The sequence below is a fragment of the Mechercharimyces mesophilus genome, assembly GCF_059818345.1.
In genome coordinates this window covers 47,999-70,063 of record NZ_JCBAPH010000007.1, presented here as the reverse complement: position 1 = coordinate 70,063, position 22,065 = coordinate 47,999, and the positions used below count along the sequence as shown (strand labels likewise).

Sequence of the window (22,065 nt, the reverse complement as noted above, 5' to 3'; positions counted from 1 at the left end):
GGGAATAAAGTGAAGCTGGTGACATACGAGATAAAGGAACAAGAGTTGACCATCCATACCGATACGAAAGCAGGACGAGTGGGTTGGATCGAAGGGTCGTATGTAATCGATATCGGATTTGCGCAAGAATGGGCAATGATAGAGAAAGGAATCGCCTTCTCTCATGCTCTTCCCACTGAAATGCTGCCTTTGCTACAACAGGAGGAAGAGGGAATGAAGATGCTCTCCCTTGTTTTTCAAGCAGCAAAAAATGAAAATCCTGCGCACTTACATGTGGAAGGCGAACCGGTCGCCTTACAGATGGATGAAGTAAATCTATTAGCGCCACTACCTAATCCGCAAAGCTTTCGTGACTTTTATGCTTTCGAACAGCATGTAAAGGTTGCTCGTGAGAAACGAGGCTTAAAAATGGTAGAGGAATGGTATCAGGTCCCTGCCTTTTATTTCTCTAATCATCGTTCGATATTAGGTCCAGAAGAGCCCATGCGGGCACCACATTCCTCTACTGCCATTGACTTTGAACTGGAGCTTGGCTGTGTAATCGGAAAACGTGGTAGGAATATCTCACGAGAAGAAGCCTTCTCTCATATTGCCGGGTTATGCATCCTGAATGATTGGAGTGCACGGGATTTACAACGGCAGGAGATGAAAATTGGATTGGGGCCAGCCAAAGGAAAAGATTTTGCTACCTCGATCGGACCCTATCTACTGACACTGGATGAGTTAGAAGAAAGAAAAGTAGATCAATCTTGGGATCTTGCAATGGAAGCAAGAGTGAATGGAGTCACCCTATCGCGTGGAAATGCGAAAGATCTATACTGGTCCTTCGCTGATATGATTGAGCGAGCCTCCCGTGATTGTGAGCTTCTTCCTGGAGATCTATTAGGATCTGGTACGGTGGGAACGGGATGTATCCTTGAACTAGGCACGGACGTTCATCGCTGGCTGGATACGGGTGATTGTATCGAATTAGAAATAGAAAAGTTAGGAATATTAAGAACAGATGTTTTATAGCTCATAGCTGCGCCTGTTTCATCCACGGCATGAAGCAGACAATACTCTGATAGTATTAAAAGGATAAATGTCTACTTATCGATGATGTGATGATGCGATCGTCTATCGAAATAAATCAGCGAGAAGCTCCCTTCTGAATAACCTTTAACACGATTGGCTGGGGGGAGGAAGAAGGGAGCCTTCGCTTATATGACTTGCCAGTAAGGATCGATTAACCCTAAATTCGACGAAATAGCGAGTCTTCTCAATTGGAGGCATGATGTTGCTTCTCTACGCTCTTCCCTTCATAGACAACCCGCATGGTTTGTGCCACACACCCGGATGAAAATAGCCACCAATGAGGGCTTCAGGTTCTCTTATAGTGTGGTTGATGGGCGGGTGGCATCTCCCATCGCTGCCTGGGCTGATCCACGGCTCAGAGTTTCTCAGAGAGAAACCGCTCGCCCATCTTCCATCTATAGGGAATCCTTCTCTCAGGCGGTTGAACGAGAACGTTTTCAAGGTTACTCCGAAAAGAACCCTACGCTCTCTTCCATCTATGAAGAGAAGGAGCTTTCACCCATCTTCGACTCTCGCTTTGTTTTTTTGGACAAGGATTGTGTACAATGGCAGGGAGGAGAAATGAGCTCCTTTTCTTCACCAACCGCATAAGATATCGAGAAAGGGTTTTCTATAAATGGCACAGACGAAAACAATCAAGCTCAAACCACGTGAAGTGATCCAACTGACGATTCGTCGCTTGGGGATCAATGGTGAAGGGGTGGGCTACTATAAACGACAAGTGGTCTTTGTGGATGACGCCCTACCAGGGGAACGCGTTCTTGTACGTGTGCAGGAAGTAAAGCGCCAATATGTACGTGCTTCTCTGCTTAAAGTTTTGAAACGTTCTCCTGCGCGCATCACACCGCCTTGTCCGGTGTATGAACAATGTGGAGGGTGTCAACTGCAACACTTGTCATATGAAAAACAATTAACACAGAAGAGAGCGTTACTAAGAGAAGCATTCAACCGCTATACCGATGTGGATCAGTTGCCACTGGAAGAGACCGTAGGAATGGAAGTTCCATGGCAGTATCGCAATAAAGCACAATTGCCTGTCAGTCAAAAAGGAGGACGGGTGTTGATGGGAATGTATTCTGCGCAGTCCCATCGCTTGGTGGAGATGAGCGAGTGTGGCATTCATCACCCCCGTCTCAATGAGGTGCTTGAACAGGCGCGCAAGGAATTAGAGAATCTTCGCATCCCGATTTACCAAGAAAAAAATCATACGGGTGCGATTCGTTATCTCGCAGCACGGGTGGGCTTTGCCACGGGCCAGTTGCAAGTGATTGTGGTAAGTCGAACGCCAGACTTCCCTCGGAAGCAAGAATGGATATCACGCTTGGTAACCCAATTCCCGGATATCAAGAGTGTGGTACTTCATCTCAATACCAAGCGCACCTCCAAGGTGCTGGGGGAGAAAAGCATCCTCTTATGGGGAGAAGAAAAAATTGAAGAAAAGCTAGGGGAGTTAACTTTTTCCTTATCGGCTTCTTCTTTTTTTCAACTTAATCCACAGCAGACCGTTCGCCTTTATGAACAGGTAGCGCGTGCGGCTCAGCTCACAGGGGAAGAGACGGTGGTCGATGCTTACTGTGGAGCGGGTACGATAGGACTCTGGCTGGCCGATTCAGCAAAGCGAGTGGTAGGCATGGATACGACAAGGGACGCGATTGCGGATGCGCAGGAGAATGCGCGTGCCAATGGAATCGAAAATGTTCACTACCATGTGGGAGAGGCTGAGGTCTTGTTACCGCAGTGGATGAAAGAAGGTTTCCTGCCAAATTTGATGGTGGTAGATCCCCCGCGGACTGGCTTAGGGGAACCACTGCGAGAGGCACTGAAGCGACACCGGATCTCACGACTCGTGTACGTATCTTGTAACCCTTCTACCCTGGCGAAGGATTGTGCAGAATTGATGCGTGCCGGATATAGAGTGAAGCAAGTTATTCCAGTCGATTTATTTCCACAGACGGCACATGTTGAAGCGGTTTGTTTGTTGGAGGCGGGAGATTAATGGAGAAGAGAATTTTTTACAATGCTCGCTTTTCTACATTGGATCGGAAGCAACCCCTGGCAGAAGCAGTTTATGTAGAAGATGGGGTCTTTCGCGACATAGGAAATCAACAGGACATTCTATTGCAGCATGGACGAGCAGATGTGACGAAGATTGATCTGGATGGTGCCTATGCTTATCCCGGTTTAGTCGATAGTCATTTGCATTTGGCGTCTCAAGGAAGAAAAATGTCATTTTTGGATTTGTCAGAAGTTCGTACCAAGCAGGAAATGCTAAGATTGGTTGATAGGCGTGTAGAGCAGACGGTTAGAGGAGAGTGGGTTATCGGAATTGGCTGGGATGAGAATCGCTGGGAGCATTCTGAAGTGCCACTCTTACCAGAGCTGGATGAGGTAGCACCCTTTCACCCACTTTTTCTGATACGATCCTGTTATCATATTTCATTGGCAAATACACTTGCCTTTCAGCGTGCAGGAATTCGTGAGGGGATAGAGGATCCAGCAGAGGGTTCCTTTGGACGGGATGTATCTGGACGTTTTAATGGGTTGGTAAATGAAAATGCTTCCTTGCCCTTTTATCAAGCACAGCCAAAACCTACTTATGAAGAAAAAAAGAGATTTGTACGTCAGGCGATGAAGCATGCTCTTTCTTGTGGATTGACAGGCGTACACACGGATGATCTGCGCGATATTGGAAGTCTCCCAGAGTTGATTCGAATTTATCGTGAATTAAGGGAGGAAGGTTTGGGGCTACGCTCACACCACTTAATCTATTACCCTTTTCTCAAAGAAATGAGAGAACAGAAGATACCCCCTTTCTACGGAGATGATCACTTTCGTCTAGGAGCCGTGAAACTATTCGCAGACGGAGCGATTGGAGGGCGGACAGCTTGGCTTTCTGAGCCCTATGCAGATGATCCGGGCAACGTGGGGATGGCGATTCATACAGAAGAGAAGTGGGAAGCCCTTGTACATGAAATTCGCGAAATGGGTTTGCCAATGGCTGTTCATGCGATTGGGGATGCAGCGGCAGATCAAGTAGTACGTTTATGGGAAAGATTTCACTTGTCTCCTTCACGTTCCCCTCTGCCAGACCGCTTGGTGCATGGCCAGATTGTGCGTCACGATCTTCTTGCTCGAATGCAGCGACTGCGGATGGTCATCGATATTCAACCCTCATTTGTCCTCGGAGATTTTCCATGGGTGGAAAAGCGCTTAGGTAGAGAGCGTCTTGCTTATGCTTATGCATGGAAAACGTTGCGTAACCATGGCTTGATGCTTGCTGGTGGCAGTGATGCTCCCGTAGAGCCTTTGCACCCACTGACGGGCTTACATGCTGCAACCATGCGAAAGAAGCCACACGATTTTAGTCATGATGGTTACCAAATAGAGGAGAGGCTGAAACCGCTTGAGGCACTCCAATTATATACACAAGGAAGTGCTTATGCTGCTGGGGAAGAAGGGCGAAGGGGAAGGATGACAAGAGGGAAGTGTGCAGATATAACCGTGTATGATACGTCCCTATGGGATGCACATCCAGAAGAATGGCTTGCGGCAAAAACGAGGATGACCGTGATAAATGGTCAGATCCAATATGAAGATTGAACCGTCTTTCGGTTCTTTTTTTTGTTTTTTGCACATACGATACCAGCGAGGTGATTGAATACCATGGCTGTCATTCCGACGAATAGTGAACAGACGAAACTGTTGGCACGCCTCATGCGAGCCGAGGCTGAGGGAGACGGCGAGATGGGAATGCTCACAGTGGGAAATGTGGGTGTTAATCGTGTCATGGCAGATTGCTTGGATTTTGAAGATATCCGTAGTATTGAAGAGATGGTCTATCAAAGCCCAGGAGGATTTGAGGCGGTACAAAAACCATATTTTTACCAGAAAGCGCGTGAACGCGACGTCCGTTTGGCCAACAATGTCATAAAGGGATTGCAATATCGTCCGGCGGAGATCGCCCTTTGGTTTTACAAACCTGTGGGAGCATGTCCTGCCACTTGGTATGGTCAAGTAAACAGTGGTCGTTACAAGTCGCATTGTTTCTTTATCCCCACCTATTCGGAATGCCCCAATGTGTATACTCGCTAAAAGGAGATGAAAGAGATGTATTGGAATCCATATGCTTCATCCCATGTTCGGCCAGCCGGTCCTCCGTACCCAGAGCCAAGTGCATCCCTACAAGCTCATACGTCACAACGTACTTCTCAGCTTTATACAGAAGATGTGATGAGAGCAAACATCGGTAAAACCATCACCGTCTATCTTACATTTGAGAATAATCCCAAATGGCCAGCCAAGGTGTTTACGGGAACACTGCGAGAAGCAGGGAGAGATTTTATCCTTATTAATGATCAACAGACGGGCAAAGATACGCTCCTTGAGAATATAACCATTGATTATTATGTATTTGATAATCAGCCAGCCAATCTACCAGGTCAACGTTCTTACTATCGTGATGGTTCAGGCTCCATGAGGTAAAGATCTTATGCTACGTGCTCACAGGAAGGAATCCTATATTCTAGAATCCATTTATCGCGCAATTGAGAATGAACAAACTTATCTTATTTTAGAAGTCGATGGGTGGAGAAAGGTCTTTTAGAGAGATTTTATCTCCTCTATAAAGGAAGAAAAGGTTCTCCATCCACCGACTGTGAAGGAGCAACGTGGTGCTTTTATACCCTTTTCACTTTGTATACGATTGGTTGATAGCTATCGACTGACTCTACTCAAATAGGTAAGCTAATGCTTCTACTGCTTGGTCGGGTGTTTCTACCACCAATTGTGCGCGCTGCGTCAGTTCTTTCAGAGGATGAATCAAGGATGGAGGACGGATAATGATGAGAGGTTTTCCAGCCTCTAGCGCGACAGCAGCATCCATCGCAGTGTTCCATTGACGATATTCTTCACCAAATAAGGCAATGACGACATCCGATTTTCCGAGCCATACCCGTGTTCGTAGATTATTCAGCTCAGAGGCTGTTTGGTCGCGATACTCTTTGGTCGGTTGCTTTCCTTTAATTTTTTCACCAATGTCGTCTGAGAGGTCATGGTTTTCTTGGGGCCCCTTAAATTGAATAGGAAGGCCTCTTTCTTGTGCTTTCGTGCGAAATGTTTCACGCCAGGTATCATGAATTTGTCCCGCCAAATAAGCAGTTATGGTTTGCATGGCAGAAACTCCTTTCTTCGAAGTGGATTTCTTTCTTCGCCTATATTATATAAGCTCGTTTCTCAATTCGCAAAAAAACAAGCATTCATAGTGACACTTTTTCCGCTTATGGAATATCAAAGAAGTAGAAGCATTCGCTTAATTTTAGATAGAGGAGCCAGATGCCATGAAGGATTTTGATCCGATCGCACAAAAACTCCACAACAAACATCCAAGCGACATTCTTAAATGGGGCATCAAAGAGTATGGGAACCGGCTGACGCTCGCTTCCAGCTTTGGCGCGGAAGATGTCGTCTTGATTGATATGGTGGCCAAGTTAGGCTCAACAATTGACATATTCTATTTAGATACGGGCTTATTATTTCCTGAAACCTATAACACAAGAGATAAATTGGCTGAAAGGTACCGGCTCTCTTTTACTCGTATCACGCCTCGCTGGACAGTGGAGGAACAAGCGAAAGAGAAGGGTCCTGCTTTATGGAAGAAGGACCCCAATCAATGCTGTTTCATCCGCAAGGTAGAGCCGCTTCAGAAAGCACTCGAGGGTTATCAAGCGTGGATTACGGGGATCAGGCGGGAACAATCGCTTGCCCGTGCTGAAGCACAGGTGGTGGAGTGGGACGAATCCTTTAAGTTGGCCAAACTAAATCCTCTGGCGTATTGGTCTAGAGAGGACGTCTGGGACTATATTGAAAAACATGATGTTCCATATAACCCATTGCATGATCAGCAATACCCCAGTATTGGTTGTATTCCATGCACGCGTCCTGTCCGAGACGGTGATGACCCCAGATCGGGAAGATGGTCAGGAACGGAGAAGACGGAGTGCGGTTTGCACCCGAATAGGAAAACATGATGGAGATATGGATTGTTCTAACCGGCTTCCTAGTGGGTCTCTTGGTTGGATTGACCGGGATGGGCGGGGCACTTCTGATGACGCCTTTACTCATTCTCATCTATGGATTTACACCGACGCTTGCTATTGGAACCGATCTCGTCTATGCGGCTGTAACGAAAGCAGCGGGTGCGCTTCAACACATGAAACAGAAGACAGTCGATTGGGGTGTCGTGAAGCGCTTGGCGATGGGGAGTGTTCCCGGAGGAATTATCGGTGTTTTCGTCATTGGATGGTTACATCAAGGGATGGCTTTCTCTGTCGATTCAATTTTAGAAAATATACTGGGTATTGTTTTTATTCTGTTTGCGGTGATCATGCTGATTCGTTTATTAGGGAAGGGAATGACAAAAGAGAAAATTGTCTCTAAGAGAGGTTCTCTTTCCAAAATTGGCTTCCTTGGTGGTCTCCTAGTTGGAATCACCTCTGTTGGAAGTGGATCGTTATTCATCATCTTCTTGATGTCGCGAACAAGTTTATCAGCAGCCTTGTTGGTGGGAACGGATGTGGTACACGCGTTTTTCTTAACCTTATCAACAGGGGCACTGCATGCTACTTTTGGTCATGTGGACTGGGGGTTTGTGGCCTTTCTTCTGCTGGGCTCTATCCCTGGAATCCTATTGGGTGGAAGATTAACCTTGCATGTGCCAGATAAGCTGCTGCGTGTGATTATCATCTGTATCTTATTCGGGACAGGGATCATGATGTTATAACAGGAGGGAGAGTGACGAGAAAGAGTGGCTCTCCCTCTTTTATTTCGCAATCGCAGTGGATAGAAGGAGGAAAAGACATGAGTACATTAATCCCACCACACGGAGGGGTGCTAGTGAACCGAATGGTGGCGGATGACACCCGCTCTGTTTGGTTGGAACGGGCCCAAGAGATGAGAAGTTTGGTGGTGGATGAAGATACATTGTCTGATATCGAGTGTATGGCGACGGGGGTTTTCTCTCCCTTACGCGGATTTATGACAGAGGAGGATTACACTTCTGTCTGCCAATCGATGCGCTTAGCAGATGGAACGGTGTGGAGTATCCCCATTACGCTTTCGGTACCGGACTCATGGGAGAAGGAAGTCTCTCTTGGAGAATCGGTCGTGCTTACAGATGAGAAAGGACGTCCTGTTTGCGTAATGGAAGTGAAAAGTCTCTTCCGTCGTGATCGAAAGAGAGAAGCCCGCTCGGTTTATCAAACGGCAGATGCTCAGCATCCTGGAGTAGCGAAACTGTATCAACGTTCGCCGGTTTGTGCAGGTGGGCCCCTTCATTTACTTCAGCGCCAACAGCCAGCTTTTCCTTCTCATCATTTGGAACCAGCACAAACGCGTGAACAGTTTCAAAAGCGAGGATGGGAGCGGATTGTTGGTTTTCAGACGCGCAATCCGGTTCATCGTGCACATGAATATATTCAAAAAGCGGCGTTGGAGACCGTGGATGGTTTGTTCCTTAATCCCCTAGTGGGGAGTACGAAAAAGGGAGATATCCCAGCAGATGTAAGGATGCGGAGTTATGAGACGATTTTGTCGCTATACTACCCATCGGAGCGTGTCCTCCTAGGGGTTTATCCGGCAGCCATGAGGTATGCGGGACCACGTGAAGCTATTTTGCATGCGATAGCACGTAAGAACTACGGCTGTACACATTTTATCGTTGGACGAGATCATGCTGGAGTAGGCGACTACTACGGCACCTATGATGCACAAAAGATTTTCTCACAGTTTGAACCTGGAGAGTTGGGCATTATTCCTCTTTTTTTTGAACATAGTTTTTATTGCAAACAGTGCGCGGGTATGGCCTCATACAAAACGTGTCCTCATGATGATCGCGATCATCTTCTGTTATCAGGGACCCGTGTACGCGAGATGTTAGCAGCAGGCAAGGCCCCTCCGCCACAATTTTCTCGCCCAGAAGTGGTGCAAGTGTTGATGGAGGGGATAGCAAAAGCAAACGAAAAGAAATAGTTGGATTCATGTAAAAACCAGGTGGGAGCCTCATCCCCCTGGTTTTGAACAATGGACACAGTATTATGATGACATGGAATGGAGGGATTGGAGATGGAGAGTGTAGATGCTGGATTCAAATTCCTAGCATATGAAGTGAAGAACAACCCACAAGGTACCTTTACCGCTGAGGGGAGGGGAATAAAGTATACGTTTTTGCCAGGGAGGGTACGGTTTACACTGGATAAACAGACCGAATTGATACTTCGTTTTTTAGGTCAAGAGGAAATGTTTCCAAAAGGAGAAAGACAAAGTGGGCAGGGATATGAACGCATTGTCTATGAAGAGGTATGGCAAGGGATTGATGTGGTGTTCTCAGGAATGGGAGGGCAATTGAAATATGATATGATTGTTCACCCCGGTGCGCGTTTTGAGGATATCCGCCTCTCTTATGAAGGGGGGAAAGAGGTTCATCTAAATGAGCTTGGCAATTTATTAATCGTTACCTCTCAAGGTGTTCTTTGCGAAAGAAAGCCGATAAGTTACCAATGGGAGAATGGTGTTCAGAAGTGGATCGGTACCTGTTTTCAAGCTCGATCGGATGGGAGCATTGGATTTCAAGTGGAAGGATCTTATGATCCAGGCAAAATCCTCGTGATCGATCCTGTGGTTTTTTACTCCACCTTCTTGGGAGGGAGTGATGAAGACAGTGGGGAAGGGATTGCCGTAGACCGGAGTGGGAGTGCTTATGTGACAGGGAGTACCTTTTCAGTTGATTTCCCAGTCACGTCGGGGGCTTTTCAAACAATATCTAACGCAATTATTGATTCATATATCACGAAGTTAGGTAGCCAAGGGAGCACACTCATTTATTCTACGTATGTGGGCGGGAATCGAACGCAAGGAGGGTGTGGCATTGCGCTAGATGATTCTCGCAACGCATATGTTACAGGGCTTACTTCTTCTACTGATTTCCCAGTTACATCAGGTGCTTTTCAGACGATGAGACAGAGTACCGAAGATGCCTTTGCCCTTAAATTAAATGTTGATGGAAGCGCACTAATCTATTGCACTTATCTGGGTGGCGTGGCAGGGAGGAGTCAAGGGAAGCGTATTGTCATTGATCAGGATACTTTCTCTTATGTGATCGGAAACACCGCGGCAAACGATTTTCCTACAACGTCAGGTGCTTTTCAAACAGTCTTTGGTGGGGGAGGGGGCGATGCGTTTATAACGAAGCTTAACGAAACAGGGAGCGCACTAATCTATTCTACTTTCTTAGGAGGCAGTGATTTAGACGATGGTCGTGGGATTGCACTGGACGGTGAAAACCGAGTTTATGTTACAGGGGGAACCCTATCAAGTGATTTTCCGATAACAACAGGTGCCTTTCAAACGGTATTAATGGGAACGGAAGACGCTTTTATTACTAAACTGGATGCCTCAGGCTCATCATTGATCTATTCCACCCTCTTGGGAGGAAGTGATGCCGATGCAGGTCGGGGAATTGCCCTTGATGGAGCTGAAAATGTTTACATTACCGGTTTTACTAATTCTACTAACTTTCCTATAACATCAAATGCATTTCAAACCCTTCTTCCAGGAGGAACCCCAAGTCCTTTTGTGACTAAACTGAATGCAGAGGGAAACAGCCTCTTCTATTCGACCTATCTGGGGGGGAGCACAGGGGTTGGAACAGGGAGCAGTATAGGGGTGGATCTATTTGGGATGGCATGGGTGACAGGAGATACCTTTTCTGCAGATTTCCCAGTAACTTCTGATGCTTTCCAACGAAGATTTGGTGGATTCATAGATGCCTTTGTTACACAACTCAGTTATTCCGGGCAGGGCCTTTCTTTTTCTTCTTATTTAGGGGGGGATACTTCTGATCTTGGATTGGATGTAGCGGTTACTCCTGAAGGGAGTGCCTACTTCATTGGAGAGACTTTCTCGATGAATTTTCCAGTTAGCTCAGAAGCTTTCCAAAGACAAGCGCCAGGGTCTCAGAGTGCTTTTATCTTTAAGATAGGACCTCCCAATGGCGTGACAGGACCAGAGGGACCAAGGGGGGCGAGAGGACCGCGTGGACCAAGAGGAGCAAAAGGTCCCCGAGGTACAGGGGGATCAGAGAGTGGATAGGGCAAACTAGTGCCCTATTAGCAAATATCCTCTTGGTCTTCTCTAAGCATAGTTTTACTACTGACAAATGGAAGGGGATGTTAGGTGGGAGCTCTTTTTGAAGAGTTCGTACGGTAGTTCGCTTCCCTGAGTTTTTAGAAAAAGGGTCGCTCCTGGGGCGGCCCTTTCTAGAGTGAGGATGACCTCTATTAATCCTATTTTTTGATTAGATCCTATTCGTGTTACTTATTTTTGGCATAGAGGTAATTGTAGCGGGACCCATGAATGATTTCATCAGTGAGGATAGAGAAAATCATATTCTTGTAGACTGTTCCTGGAACAGTGAAATAAATGTTGCGATAACGTCGGACGGCGTCACTTTCACCCATAATGGCTTTGGCAATTCCAGCGAGATAGCTTTCCGGGGGCTGAAAGGCTTCTTCATTGGTTGGGGGTTGCAATGGTTGGCAGGTTAGCCCATAGTATATTTGGCGAAACATCTGATTATGTCGCCGTTCATCATTGCGAATTCCTGTAATAATCTCCTTATCTTCTTGGCTAGGGGCTTCTTGGATTAAGAAATCATAAAACAACTCATCGTTGCGCTCTCCCTGCACAGATTGTCTGATTAAGGGAAGAGCTTTCGATAAATCGGTTTCATAGATGGACGTTTCTGACGGGGACGTGGCGTACGATTGGGTCCACATGGCAGGTGGTGGTTGCCATGGGGGCACCGGATGATATCCATAATGGGAATGAGGCCAATACATCGGTTCTCCTCCTTGTGTGGGGACTCTATTACCTCTATTACATAAGGTATGTGAATGGCGAACGGAATATATCTACTACAAGATCAATGGAACTAGAGCTAGTCCTTTTGTGAGTGAAATGCGAATGATGGCACCGTATTCTTCTGAATTTAAATCTTGAGAGGATCTGGAGATACTCTTGAGTACAGCTCCAGATGGATTCGTTACAATAAGGCTGATAACAAATTGAGCAGGACGGAAGGGGAAGGAAGATGTCAGCCATGAGTAAGGGATGGATTCAAGCATCCAATATATCGAAGTATTATGGAGAGAAGGAGAATCAAGTGCAGGCGATTCGTGAGGTGTCGCTTGAAATCTGCCAAGGCGAGCGGGTGGCTATCATGGGACCATCCGGCTGTGGTAAAACGACTTTGCTGCATGTGCTTTCTGGAATGGACCGGGTGAGCTCAGGGACGGTATCGATCGCAGGGCAAGATCTTCATCAGATGAAGGAGAAACAGCAGGATCGCTATCGCCTTCAGTACATGGGATTTGTTTTTCAGTCCTATAACTTGCTTCCTGTGCTATCCGCAGTGGAAAATGTGGAGTTGCCTTTATTATCCCTCGGAGAGCACCCAAGACGGGCACGGGAGAAAGCACTGGCTATCCTAGCGAGAGTAGGGCTGAAACGTTGGTCGGATCACCTTCCTTCTCAATTATCGGGTGGACAAGCGCAACGGGTCGCCTTGGCTCGCGCACTTGTTCACGGTCCACGTGTCATCTGGGCGGATGAACCGACAGGGGCATTGGATCGCCAGACCAGTCGGATGGTGATGGATCTCTTCGACCATATTCACCGCACAGAGCAAGTGACCCTGGTTGTGGTGACACATGATCCGGATGTTGCGAAGCGCATGGATCGGATTTTTTATCTAGACAGTGGAGTCATTGTACAGGAGCGGGTTTCAGCGCAGATCTTTGGAGAAACGAATTCGAGGTGGGGAAATTGATCGTCTTGTCTATTCTCTGTGGGCTCACACTCAGTTTGTTCCTTGTAACCGCTTGGTCACTGTGGAAAAGGCCACACATCAGACGAATGGCGCGACGCAACCTGATGATACATAAGCGAACAACCATTTCTACCGTGCTGGGCGCCATGATTGGTACCGCCTTAATTACCACCTCCTTGCTGTTGTCCAGTTCACTTACTGCAAGTGGGGATCGCTTCTTACAAGAGCAATTTGGCTCCATTGTAGGAGACATTTCCGCTTCCCAGCAAGCACAGGGAAGCGACTCTTTTACTCAATCCCAGGTGGAAGAGATTAAAGCAGATGTAAAGAAGAAGGGTTATGGAGAAGTACTACCAGTGGTTTACATGACGTTGACCTTGATGAAGGAAGATGAGGAAGGAAATCCTCTTTTACTTCAGCCGAACACGCTTCTGTATGGGTTTGATCAAGCACGGGCGGCAAGTATCTTTCCACTATGGAGCGATACTCTCTCTAGCTCGCTTTCCGACGGTGAGGTTATTCTCTCCAAGCGAATAGCGAATCAACTAGAGGTGAGGGCAGGTGATGAGGTATTCGCTCTGGATCAAAATGGAGAAGAACAATCGTTGCGGGTGGCACACGTGCTTGTGGAACAAGGCTGGCTTCTCTATCGAGGAGGAACAGGAGCAGAGGCAACTGCCTGGGTTATTCCTACGACGGCTCGATTACTTAGTGGGGTAAGCGAGGAGGAGTATACTAATGTGCTGGTTCAACATGAGCCGAATCGACTGGAAGAGAGTGATTGGAGCCTCTTCGATGGAGGAGTGGGTTCTTCTCAGAAGGAAAGAGTGGACGGCTGGTGGATGCAGTTAGTCCAAGCTTCAACGAAAGCAGAGTTAGTCAAAACATTTAAGTTTGTGCTCTTTTTCTTTATCGCCAGTTTAGTGGCTATTTTGATGGGAGTCATGTTGATTCAAAATTTGTTTCACATGATGGCGGAAACAAGACGCCAAGAGTGGGGGATGTTGCGTGCGATGGGGCTGAATCGCCAAGAGGTGGCAAGCCTTACGCGTGTGGAAGGACTGATGATTGCGATTGTATCTTCCTTTTGGGGAGTGGTTGTTGGAATGGGACTGACCTGGTTGCTCCTCTTCCCTTTGAAAGCGATCTTGCAGAGAGCTCAACAGATGGAGGGGCTTACCCTAGATTACACCTTTTCGTCTGACGTGAGCTCTCTTCTGTTCGGTTTTTGTCTTGGTGTCTGGATTATTTACTTGTCCGCTTGTTGGGTAGCTCATCAAGCGGCGAAGCGATCCATTGTGAAGTTGTTATCTACGGTGGATGATCGGTCCTGGCGCTTGTTAGTGCAGGACAGGCGTTGGCAAGTGCTCTGGAGCATTTTTTGCTGTGGTGGGTTTTTCTTTCTACTTCTGATTTCAACATCGGAGGGGTATCAGCAGTTGGATTTAGGTTTTTTATCTCCACTTCTTGTGGGGCCCTCTCTCTTTTGCCTCTGTTTAGGCAGTGTGCTGTCGATGTGGCCTTTTTTGGTGGAGAGGTTAAGCAAGTGGGCACGTCCTTTTCCTCAGTGGGTAAACCTTATTCGGATCTCCTTTCGTTTCCCTCTCGTGCAGCGAAAGAGAACGAGCTTGTTGGTGTTGATGTTTGCGCTGGTTCTGTTTCTGATGAGCTTTTCTAGTGTGTTCAGCGCTACTTTTACGCAACAATTTGCAGATAAAGAGGGGCGTTTATTGACTGGAGGATATGATTGGATCGCCACCACGCCACAGCCAATGTCCATGGAGCAACTTCAAGAGATGTTAAGGAAATCTGATTATATAGGAGCAAAGCAAGTAACGGGTGCCAGTCTACTTATTCACCATGAAAGATCGAATGATTCACACGCTCTCCTTGGCATAGATGAGTCCTTTGCTTACCATAATGAAATTCCCTTACAGGAACGGTCGACTGTGTTTTCGGATGATCAGGAAGTGTGGGAGCGACTGGCGACGAATGAGGATGAGGTTATCATCAGTGAATGGATCGCGCAGCATGCTTTGGATGCGGAAAATGGATTTTCTGCTCGGCAACAACCCCTTCAGATCGGGGACACCTTACCGGTGATGATACAAGGAGAGGTTGTAGCCAGAAAAAAGGTGATTGGAATCACGGCAGGTGATCATGAGCGGGCGCAATACCTAGATGATTTTGACCGTGTTTGGATGAATCGAAGCACGAGTGAAGACCTTTTGTCGTCAAATGAAGGATGGACGGTACAATCTACCCTCCTATTCCAGAAGAGTGAGGAAGCCAATCGAAAAGTAATAGAAAAAGGGTTAGAAAAGACGTTGAATCTGAAAAATATCTTCTCTCTACGCGATCCTCAAACCGATTATGAGAATGGAAAGTTGTTTTTAAAAGCATTCTTTCTGTTGTTCGAAGGGTTTACGTTTCTTAGCTCAGGATTGGGACTGGTCGGCTTGATGGTCTTGATGTTCCGTGTGGTAAGTGACCGTCGTCAGGAAATGGGCATGCTGCGAACAGTGGGATTATCAGAAAGGTTTATCTTCGCAACCGTTTTTCTTGAAGGTGCAGGAATTGCCTGTATGGGCATGATTATAGGGATCTTGATGGGAGTGTACAATGCCTATCTATTGATAGACTGGCTAGGAGGAGATTTTGCTGTTCACTTCCCGCTACTTAAACTATCATTATATTTTGGAGTGACCCTTCTTGTTGCGCTGGTGTGTGCAGGGTTTCCTGCACACAAGGCGAGTCAACTCCTGCCTATCGAAGCGACTCGACGAGTGGGATAAGCGGCTTCTCTTAAATAGAAACAAATCTCAGATGGGAGAAAGAAGGACGTGTGTGCATGCGCAGAACGGTGTGGGCGATTGATGACGAGTCGAAGATTCTCTCTTGGATCCAAGCAGGATTAGCGGAGGAGGCATTCGATTTAGTAACGGAAAACAACAGCAGGAACGTACTGGAGCGGTTTCGGGTAGAGGGAGTGCCTGATCTGATTTTACTCGATTGGATGATGCCAGAAATAGATGGCTTGACGTTATTCCGTCAGATTCGTAGGTTTTCCGATGTTCCCATTATCTTTTTAACCGCGAAAACGGATGAGATGGATAAGGTAGTGGGTTTGGAGATGGGGGCGGATGACTATATAACGAAACCCTTCTCGATACGGGAATTAAGTGCGCGCATTCGGATGGTGTTGCGACGAGCCTATCAAGATGAACATGCATTTAAGGAAGAAGAGCGACTGGAGGTGGAGTCCATTAGAGTAGATCTGGTACAGCGGAAGGTATGGGCACATGACAGGGAAGTTCTATTAACACCGACGGAATACACTCTCTTGACAACGCTAATGAAGAAACCGGAAAGGGTTTTCAGCAGAGCGCAGTTGCTGGAAATCGCTCTAGGTAGTGAATACATCGGCTACGATCGAAGTTTGGATACACATATGTATAACTTGCGCAAGAAATTAAATGGGGCAGATGAAAGAGCGGGTGAGCGGGTTCGCACGGTATTTGGCGTCGGTTATACGATGAGTGTAACGCTATGAAGGGAGCGATTAGTACCCAAGTCATTCTTTTTTTGATAGGAATAACTGTCCTTCCGATACTGATGATGGGTGTGGGAATGGGGCTGCAAGGTGTACATATGAAAGGGATGGCGACCGACTTATGGTGGTGGTTGTTCTTCCTACTTTCTTTCCTCTGGTTTTTGCTCGTATTAAGTGGTTGGTGGTGGTTGAAGCACGAGATTCAGGAAGTGGTGGCGTGGACAAAACGACGAACAGGGTATCATGCGGTTTCTCCTATCGCTTCTCCACCCCCACCGGTAAAATTATTGCTCCCGCTTACACAGGAGATTTCTCCTCTTTTCGACAGGCAGGAACGGGAAAAGAAGGAACGACAAGCACGCGTTGCTGAGGTGGCGCATGAATTAAAAACACCACTTACGATTATCCGTGGTCAAGTGGAGCAGTTTCAAGAGAGTGGGGAAATGGTGAAACCATGGGCCTTGATTTCGTTAGTAGATGAGACCCTACGCATGTCTTCGCTTTTAACCGATCTGCAACAGCTGAGTTTAGTCGAAGTGGGTCAATTAAAACTACAGCAAACCTGGTTCTCTTTTTCACCTTGGCTACGAGAGATAGTACAGGTTTTGCAAGGGGAAGCGGATGCAAAGGGTATCATCCTCGAAGTAGATGGTGCGCCGGACACAGAAGTTTATTGGGATTCACCTCGCATGAAGCAGGTTTTTATAAATTTAATTGGAAATGGTATTCGTTATATTCAGGTGGGAGGGAAGATACGCCTAGAAGCCAGCGAGGAGCTAGGAGAACTTTTGATCCATCTTACCGATAATGGTCCTGGGATTGCACATGAGAAGGTGCCCTATCTCTTTCAGCGCTATTTACGTGCGGCATCCGCTCCAGAACCTGCTGGAGCAGGAGCGGGACTGGGATTGGCTATTGCGAAACAGATGGTCGATGCGCACGGGGGCTCACTCGCCGTCTTTAGCACAGTGGGAGTGGGGACAAGCTTTACAATGCATATGCCGATTTTTCCAGCGTGAACCGCCCATACAAAAAAAGAAGGAGGACATAAGATGCAGTAATATGAGGGTGATGACTGAGGGGCAGGGAGTCCAGTATACATTTTTGTCAGAGGGTGTCCGCATGGAGTTGGCTGAATCCTCCTCATTATGGTTGCGCTTTCTGAACTCGGGCACTAGCGTGATGCCCAAGGGAATAGGACCTGTTCAGCATGGATATAAGCGAGTGGTTTACGAAGAGGTATGGCCGGGAGTTGATCTCCTCTTCTCAGGGAAGCAAGATCAACTGAAATATGATGTTATCGTGCGACCAGGTGCCAATGTTGACGATATCCGTCTGCGGTATGAGGGAGGGATAGAGACTGCACTCGGTGAGCAAGGTGACTTGTTTGTCTATACGGATCACGGTGTGCTTTGTGAAGAGAAACCGGTCAGCTATCAGTGGATCGATGGGAAGAGAGAATGGATTCCCAGTTCATTCCGCTTATTGAGCGATAGCTCCCTCCACTTTGATGTTGCTAAGTATGACCCGAATAGTGTGTTATGGATCGATCCGGTGGTTTTTTATTCTACTTACCTTGGTGGAAGCCAGATGGATGTGGGATTAGGGATTGCGGTGGATGCAGGTGGAGATGCTTATGTTACTGGAATAACTGATTCGACGGATTTTCCTACGACGACAGGTGCCTTTCAGACCGCTTTTGCTGGTGGGCCAAGTGACGCCTTTGTGACCCGCCTTAATGCAGCAGGCACATCTCTGGTCTATTCCACCTTTTTGGGTGGGAATGAAATTGAAGATTTTATTCCCGCGAGTGGTATTGCCGTGGATATTATCAGCAACGCTTATGTTACTGGACAGACGCGCTCCACTGACTTCCCCGTAACATCCGGTGCCTTTCAAACCGTCTTAAGAGGAATGCAAGATGCTTTTATTACGAAGCTTAACCCGGCAGGCTCCTCTCTCGTCTACTCCACTTATCTAGGAGGAAACGGGGATGAATCAGGGCTAGATTTGACTTTGAATGACTCCGGTGAAGTATTTGTCACAGGGAGTACGACTTCGACCAATTTTCCTGCCACTCCAAATGCCTTTCAGACGATGCTCTCTGGCGCATCAGATGCCTATGTTGCTCGTTTCAATGCAACTGGAAGTGCCTTGCAATATGCAACCTATTTAGGTGGAACCGATGACGATTTGTCTACTTCCATTGCGGTGGATCAAAATAATAACGCGTATGTATCAGGGGGTACATTTTCCACTGACTTTCCCACGACCATGGGTGCTTTCCAGCCGACGAAAGCAGGGGGGGTGGATGCTTTTGTAAGTAAGTTAAATGCGCTAGGGAGCTCGCTTCTCTATTCTACTTTCTTAGGTGGGATTGGTAATGACGCTTGCTTTGCAATTGATCTTGATGGTGCGAATCATGCCTATGTGACGGGACGAACGAACTCGACAGATTTTCCTATTACTCCGAATGCGTTTCAAACCCTCTCAGGAGCCTCAGACGATGCATTTGTCACAAAATTAAATGCGACGGGTAGTGCCTTGGTGTATTCCACTTTCCTTGGAGGGAAGAGCGATGATGGAGGTTTTGGAATGGGGGTAGATTCCTTTGGTGGCGCCTGGGTGAGTGGGTTTACAGAGTCAACCGATTTTCCAGTAACCTCAGATGCTTTTCAAGACAGTTTAAATGGTGTGACAGATGCATTCATAACACTAGTCAGCTATTCTGGACAGGGAATCTCTTTCTCTTCTTATTTAGGAGGTAGCAATACGGATCAAGGAGTAGATGTTGCGGTGGATACCAGAGAAAATGCGTATGTTGTTGGTATAACATCTTCCTCCGACTTCCCTGTCACTGTCGGTGTATTCCAATCTCAATTTGACGGTGTGTCAGATGCCTTTATCACCAAAGTGGGCTCTGTGTCTTCCGCAGGAGCGACAGGTCCCACAGGAGCGACAGGGGCTACGGGAGCGGACGGTGCGCAAGGTCCACGTGGACCCAGAGGAAGGCGTGGGCCTAGAGGACCGAGGGGACCGCGTGGGAACAGTGGTGGGGAAGATGAGATGGGATTATAGTCGTTGAATAGAGAGAAGAATATCAAGATTAGACAGAATAGGTAGATAAATAAGAGGCGACTTTCGTTCGGTTCTCTATCGGATGAAGGTTGCCTTTTGTTATCTTCTGCAGATATTGGGTGGAATGGATGGATAACTTTGTTACCCAAACACAGGAAGGGAGCATACGATAGAGCAGGATAAAAGACTTACATTGGAGGAATATCGATGACTGAGGTGAAGGAAAAGATTCCGTCCCTGTTGTTTGAACCATTGGAAAAGGAGAGAACCACAGGAGAAGGTTTCATTGCTGAAGGCAGAGGAATGCATTACTTGTTTTCACCAGAAGGTGTCAGGTTTGAGTTAGAGGAGTCCTCTATGGTGAAATTACATTTTGTAGAGGCGTCTTCCAAGGTTGTTCCTAGAGGGATGAATCCAGACGGACAGGGATTTAAGCGGGTGATTTATGAAGCGGTCTGGCCCGAGGTTGATCTTATCTTCTCAGGAAACGAGGAAGCTTTGAAGTACGATGTCATTGTGCAACCGGGAGCGCGTATCAGTGATATTCATTTTCGATATGAAGGGGGACAAGAGAGTACCCTTACTGATCAGGGAGACCTGCTGATTGACACAGGTCAAGGAATGATTTGCGAAGAAAAGCCCATTAGTTTTCAGTGGATCGAAGGAAAAAAACATTTCGTCCCCAGTGCTTTTCGTCTCTTTCAAGATGGCTCCTTCGGTTTTGAGGTTTCTCATTATGATCCGCATAGGGTTCTCTGGATCGATCCGGTGGTCTCATACTCCACTTATCTGGGGGGGAGTTCTACTGATCAGGGACAAGGTATTGCCGTAAATGCTGCTGGCGAGGCTTATGTGACGGGGGTGACGTCTTCGACGGACTTCCCAACGACGACGGGGGCTTTTCAGACAGTATTGAGTGGGACGAATGATGTTTTTGTGACTCGTCTCAATGGGGCTGGTACCTCTCTTAGATATTCGACCTACTTAGGAGGATCAGGATTTGAAGTTGCGTTCCAGATTAATGGAATTGCGGTGGATGCGAACAATCATGCGTTTGTTACAGGACAAACGGGGTCGACGGACTTTCCTGTCACGTCGGGTGCCTTCCAGACGATATTTGGGGGAGGGGTGGATGCGTTTGTTACCCAATTGAACCCTGCAGGTTCCTCCCTTGTGTATTCTTCTTTTCTTGGAGGAAGAGGGGGAGACTTCGGTGCGAGAATCGCTCTGAATGAGTCAGAGGAGGCTTATGTCACAGGTTTCACGAACTCGACCAATTTCCCCACAAATCCAAACGCTTTTCAAACCCAGTTAGCAGGAACTGCCGAGAATGCGTTTATCACTAGATTTAATGTAGCTGGCAGTAGCCTGGTCTATTCGACCTATTTGGGCGGAACAGGTAATAATTCAGGTTTTGATATTGTGGTGGACCAAAATAACAATGCTTATATCACAGGAGATACTGGTTCGACGGACTTTCCTACCACTTCAGGTGCCTTCCAGCCGACGAAAGCAGGGGGTTCAGATGCTTTTGTAAGTAAATTAAATGCGCTGGGGAGCTCTCTTATCTATTCTACATTCTTAGGTGGAAGGGGATCAGATACTGGCGCGGGGATCAATATAGATGGTACCAATCATGTCTATGTGACGGGACGAACTAATTCAACTGATTTTCCTACGACTCCGAATGCCTTTCAAACCTTGCTCTCAGGAACATCAGACGATGCGTTTGTCACAAAATTAAATGTGGCGGGTAGCGCCTTGGTGTATTCTACTTATCTTGGGGGAAACAGTGATGATGGAGGGATTGGCATTGCGCTAGACTCTTTCGGCGGTGCCTGGGTTACGGGGATAACGAATTCAACCAATTTTCCTGTCACTTCGGATGCTTTTCAAGATAGTTTAAATGGTCCTTCAGATGCATTTATTACGCTAGTCAGCTACTCGGGCCAAGGAATCTCTTTCTCTTCTTATTTAGGAGGAAGTGGATTTGAAGTGGGAATAGATGTGGCACTTGATTCAAGAGAGAGTGCCTATTTTACAGGTATTACTGCTTCGCCTAACTTTCCCGTCACCTTCGGTGCGTTCCAATCCTTATTTGGCGGGCAGGCGGACGCTTATGTGGTCAAAGTGGGCAATTTGACTTCCGTTGGAGCGACAGGTCCAACGGGGGCGACGGGATCTGCTGGAGTTACTGGAGAGCAAGGCCCACGTGGACCTAGAGGACGGCGTGGGCCTAGAGGACCGAGGGGACCGCGTGGTATCGGTGGAGGAGAAGGAGAGATGGGCTTGTAGTTGCGGGAGAATCAACAACATGATCATTAGAAAAGAAGAAAGTGGGAAGCAACCTGATTTGCTGTCCAGCAGACAAAGGTTGCTTCTTGTCATGGAAGGGATGTTTTCTGTTCCCTCATGAACGCATCACGTTTTAGGTTGGACGCTGTTTGGGAATAAACAAGATACAAGGTGGGAGTGAAAT

General features: G+C 47.1%; 17 protein-coding genes. 15 read left to right on the top strand and 2 right to left on the bottom strand.

Annotation, left to right across the window (positions count from 1 at the left end; translation table 11 throughout):
- The first annotated feature begins 9 nt into the window (after positions 1-9).
- The 5 genes from AC6RGY_RS15285 to AC6RGY_RS15265 all read left to right on the top strand — a co-directional run bounded on the left by AC6RGY_RS15285 (position 10) and on the right by AC6RGY_RS15265 (position 5,556).
- Entirely contained in the window at positions 10-1,014 is a 1,005-nt protein-coding gene (locus tag AC6RGY_RS15285; RefSeq protein WP_499864433.1) for a fumarylacetoacetate hydrolase family protein, read from the top strand.
- Positions 1,015-1,690: 676 nt separating this feature from the next.
- On the top strand, positions 1,691-3,070 hold the full coding sequence (gene rlmD / locus AC6RGY_RS15280; protein WP_499864431.1) for a 23S rRNA (uracil(1939)-C(5))-methyltransferase RlmD: 1,380 nt from the start codon (positions 1,691-1,693) through the stop codon (positions 3,068-3,070).
- The gene (locus AC6RGY_RS15275; RefSeq protein WP_499864428.1) at positions 3,070-4,674 is read left to right on the top strand and encodes an amidohydrolase; all 1,605 of its coding nucleotides are present in this window, start codon (positions 3,070-3,072) and stop codon (positions 4,672-4,674) included. The genes rlmD and AC6RGY_RS15275 overlap by 1 nt, the downstream gene beginning before the upstream one ends.
- 63 nt (positions 4,675-4,737) lie before the next feature.
- Positions 4,738-5,166, top strand: a complete 429-nt coding sequence (locus AC6RGY_RS15270; protein ID WP_499864426.1) for a cell wall hydrolase — start codon at positions 4,738-4,740, stop codon at positions 5,164-5,166.
- Positions 5,167-5,181: 15 nt separating this feature from the next.
- On the top strand, positions 5,182-5,556 hold the full coding sequence (locus AC6RGY_RS15265) for a spore coat protein GerQ (protein WP_499864424.1): 375 nt from the start codon (positions 5,182-5,184) through the stop codon (positions 5,554-5,556).
- 244 nt (positions 5,557-5,800) lie between these two features.
- On the opposite strand, the gene AC6RGY_RS15260 is transcribed toward AC6RGY_RS15265, so the two are convergent.
- Positions 5,801-6,244 carry a YtoQ family protein gene (locus AC6RGY_RS15260; RefSeq protein WP_499864422.1) on the bottom strand — a complete coding sequence of 148 codons (444 nt, stop codon included), beginning with the start codon at positions 6,242-6,244 and terminating at the stop codon, positions 5,801-5,803.
- A 166-nt stretch (positions 6,245-6,410) separates the two neighbouring features.
- Here AC6RGY_RS15260 and AC6RGY_RS15255 point away from each other — a divergent pair, with 166 nt between their 5' ends.
- From AC6RGY_RS15255 to AC6RGY_RS15240, 4 genes are all read left to right on the top strand, one after another.
- Positions 6,411-7,100 carry a phosphoadenylyl-sulfate reductase gene (locus AC6RGY_RS15255; protein ID WP_499864420.1) on the top strand — a complete coding sequence of 230 codons (690 nt, stop codon included), beginning with the start codon at positions 6,411-6,413 and terminating at the stop codon, positions 7,098-7,100.
- Positions 7,100-7,852 (top strand): sulfite exporter TauE/SafE family protein, encoded by a 753-nt coding sequence (locus tag AC6RGY_RS15250; RefSeq protein ID WP_499864418.1) that lies wholly within the window; start codon positions 7,100-7,102, stop codon positions 7,850-7,852. Before AC6RGY_RS15255 ends, AC6RGY_RS15250 begins: the two co-directional genes overlap by 1 nt.
- Before the next feature lie 77 nt (positions 7,853-7,929).
- Positions 7,930-9,099: a sulfate adenylyltransferase gene (gene sat / locus AC6RGY_RS15245; protein ID WP_499864416.1), complete on the top strand. Its 1,170-nt coding sequence runs from the start codon at positions 7,930-7,932 to the stop codon at positions 9,097-9,099.
- 93 nt (positions 9,100-9,192) lie between these two features.
- Positions 9,193-11,217: an SBBP repeat-containing protein gene (locus AC6RGY_RS15240; RefSeq protein ID WP_499864414.1), complete on the top strand. Its 2,025-nt coding sequence runs from the start codon at positions 9,193-9,195 to the stop codon at positions 11,215-11,217.
- 221 nt (positions 11,218-11,438) lie between these two features.
- On the opposite strand, the gene AC6RGY_RS15235 is transcribed toward AC6RGY_RS15240, so the two are convergent.
- Positions 11,439-11,966 (bottom strand): ferritin-like domain-containing protein, encoded by a 528-nt coding sequence (locus tag AC6RGY_RS15235; RefSeq protein WP_499864413.1) that lies wholly within the window; start codon positions 11,964-11,966, stop codon positions 11,439-11,441.
- Between the two features lie 260 nt (positions 11,967-12,226).
- Between AC6RGY_RS15235 and AC6RGY_RS15230 the strand changes: the two genes are divergently transcribed.
- The 6 genes from AC6RGY_RS15230 to AC6RGY_RS15205 all read left to right on the top strand — a co-directional run bounded on the left by AC6RGY_RS15230 (position 12,227) and on the right by AC6RGY_RS15205 (position 21,881).
- Entirely contained in the window at positions 12,227-12,955 is a 729-nt protein-coding gene (locus tag AC6RGY_RS15230; RefSeq protein ID WP_499864411.1) for an ABC transporter ATP-binding protein, read from the top strand.
- Positions 12,943-15,750: an ABC transporter permease gene (locus AC6RGY_RS15225; protein ID WP_499864409.1), complete on the top strand. Its 2,808-nt coding sequence runs from the start codon at positions 12,943-12,945 to the stop codon at positions 15,748-15,750. The genes AC6RGY_RS15230 and AC6RGY_RS15225 overlap by 13 nt, the downstream gene beginning before the upstream one ends.
- Before the next feature lie 56 nt (positions 15,751-15,806).
- Entirely contained in the window at positions 15,807-16,508 is a 702-nt protein-coding gene (locus tag AC6RGY_RS15220) for a response regulator (protein ID WP_499864407.1), read from the top strand.
- A complete protein-coding gene (locus tag AC6RGY_RS15215; protein WP_499864405.1) occupies positions 16,505-17,527 on the top strand; it encodes a sensor histidine kinase in 1,023 nt (340 codons plus the stop codon). The genes AC6RGY_RS15220 and AC6RGY_RS15215 overlap by 4 nt, the downstream gene beginning before the upstream one ends.
- Before the next feature lie 43 nt (positions 17,528-17,570).
- A complete protein-coding gene (locus AC6RGY_RS15210) occupies positions 17,571-19,586 on the top strand; it encodes a DUF7948 domain-containing protein (RefSeq protein ID WP_499864404.1) in 2,016 nt (671 codons plus the stop codon).
- 207 nt (positions 19,587-19,793) lie between these two features.
- Positions 19,794-21,881, top strand: a complete 2,088-nt coding sequence (locus tag AC6RGY_RS15205) for a DUF7948 domain-containing protein (RefSeq protein ID WP_499864402.1) — start codon at positions 19,794-19,796, stop codon at positions 21,879-21,881.
- Positions 21,882-22,065 lie beyond the last annotated feature (184 nt).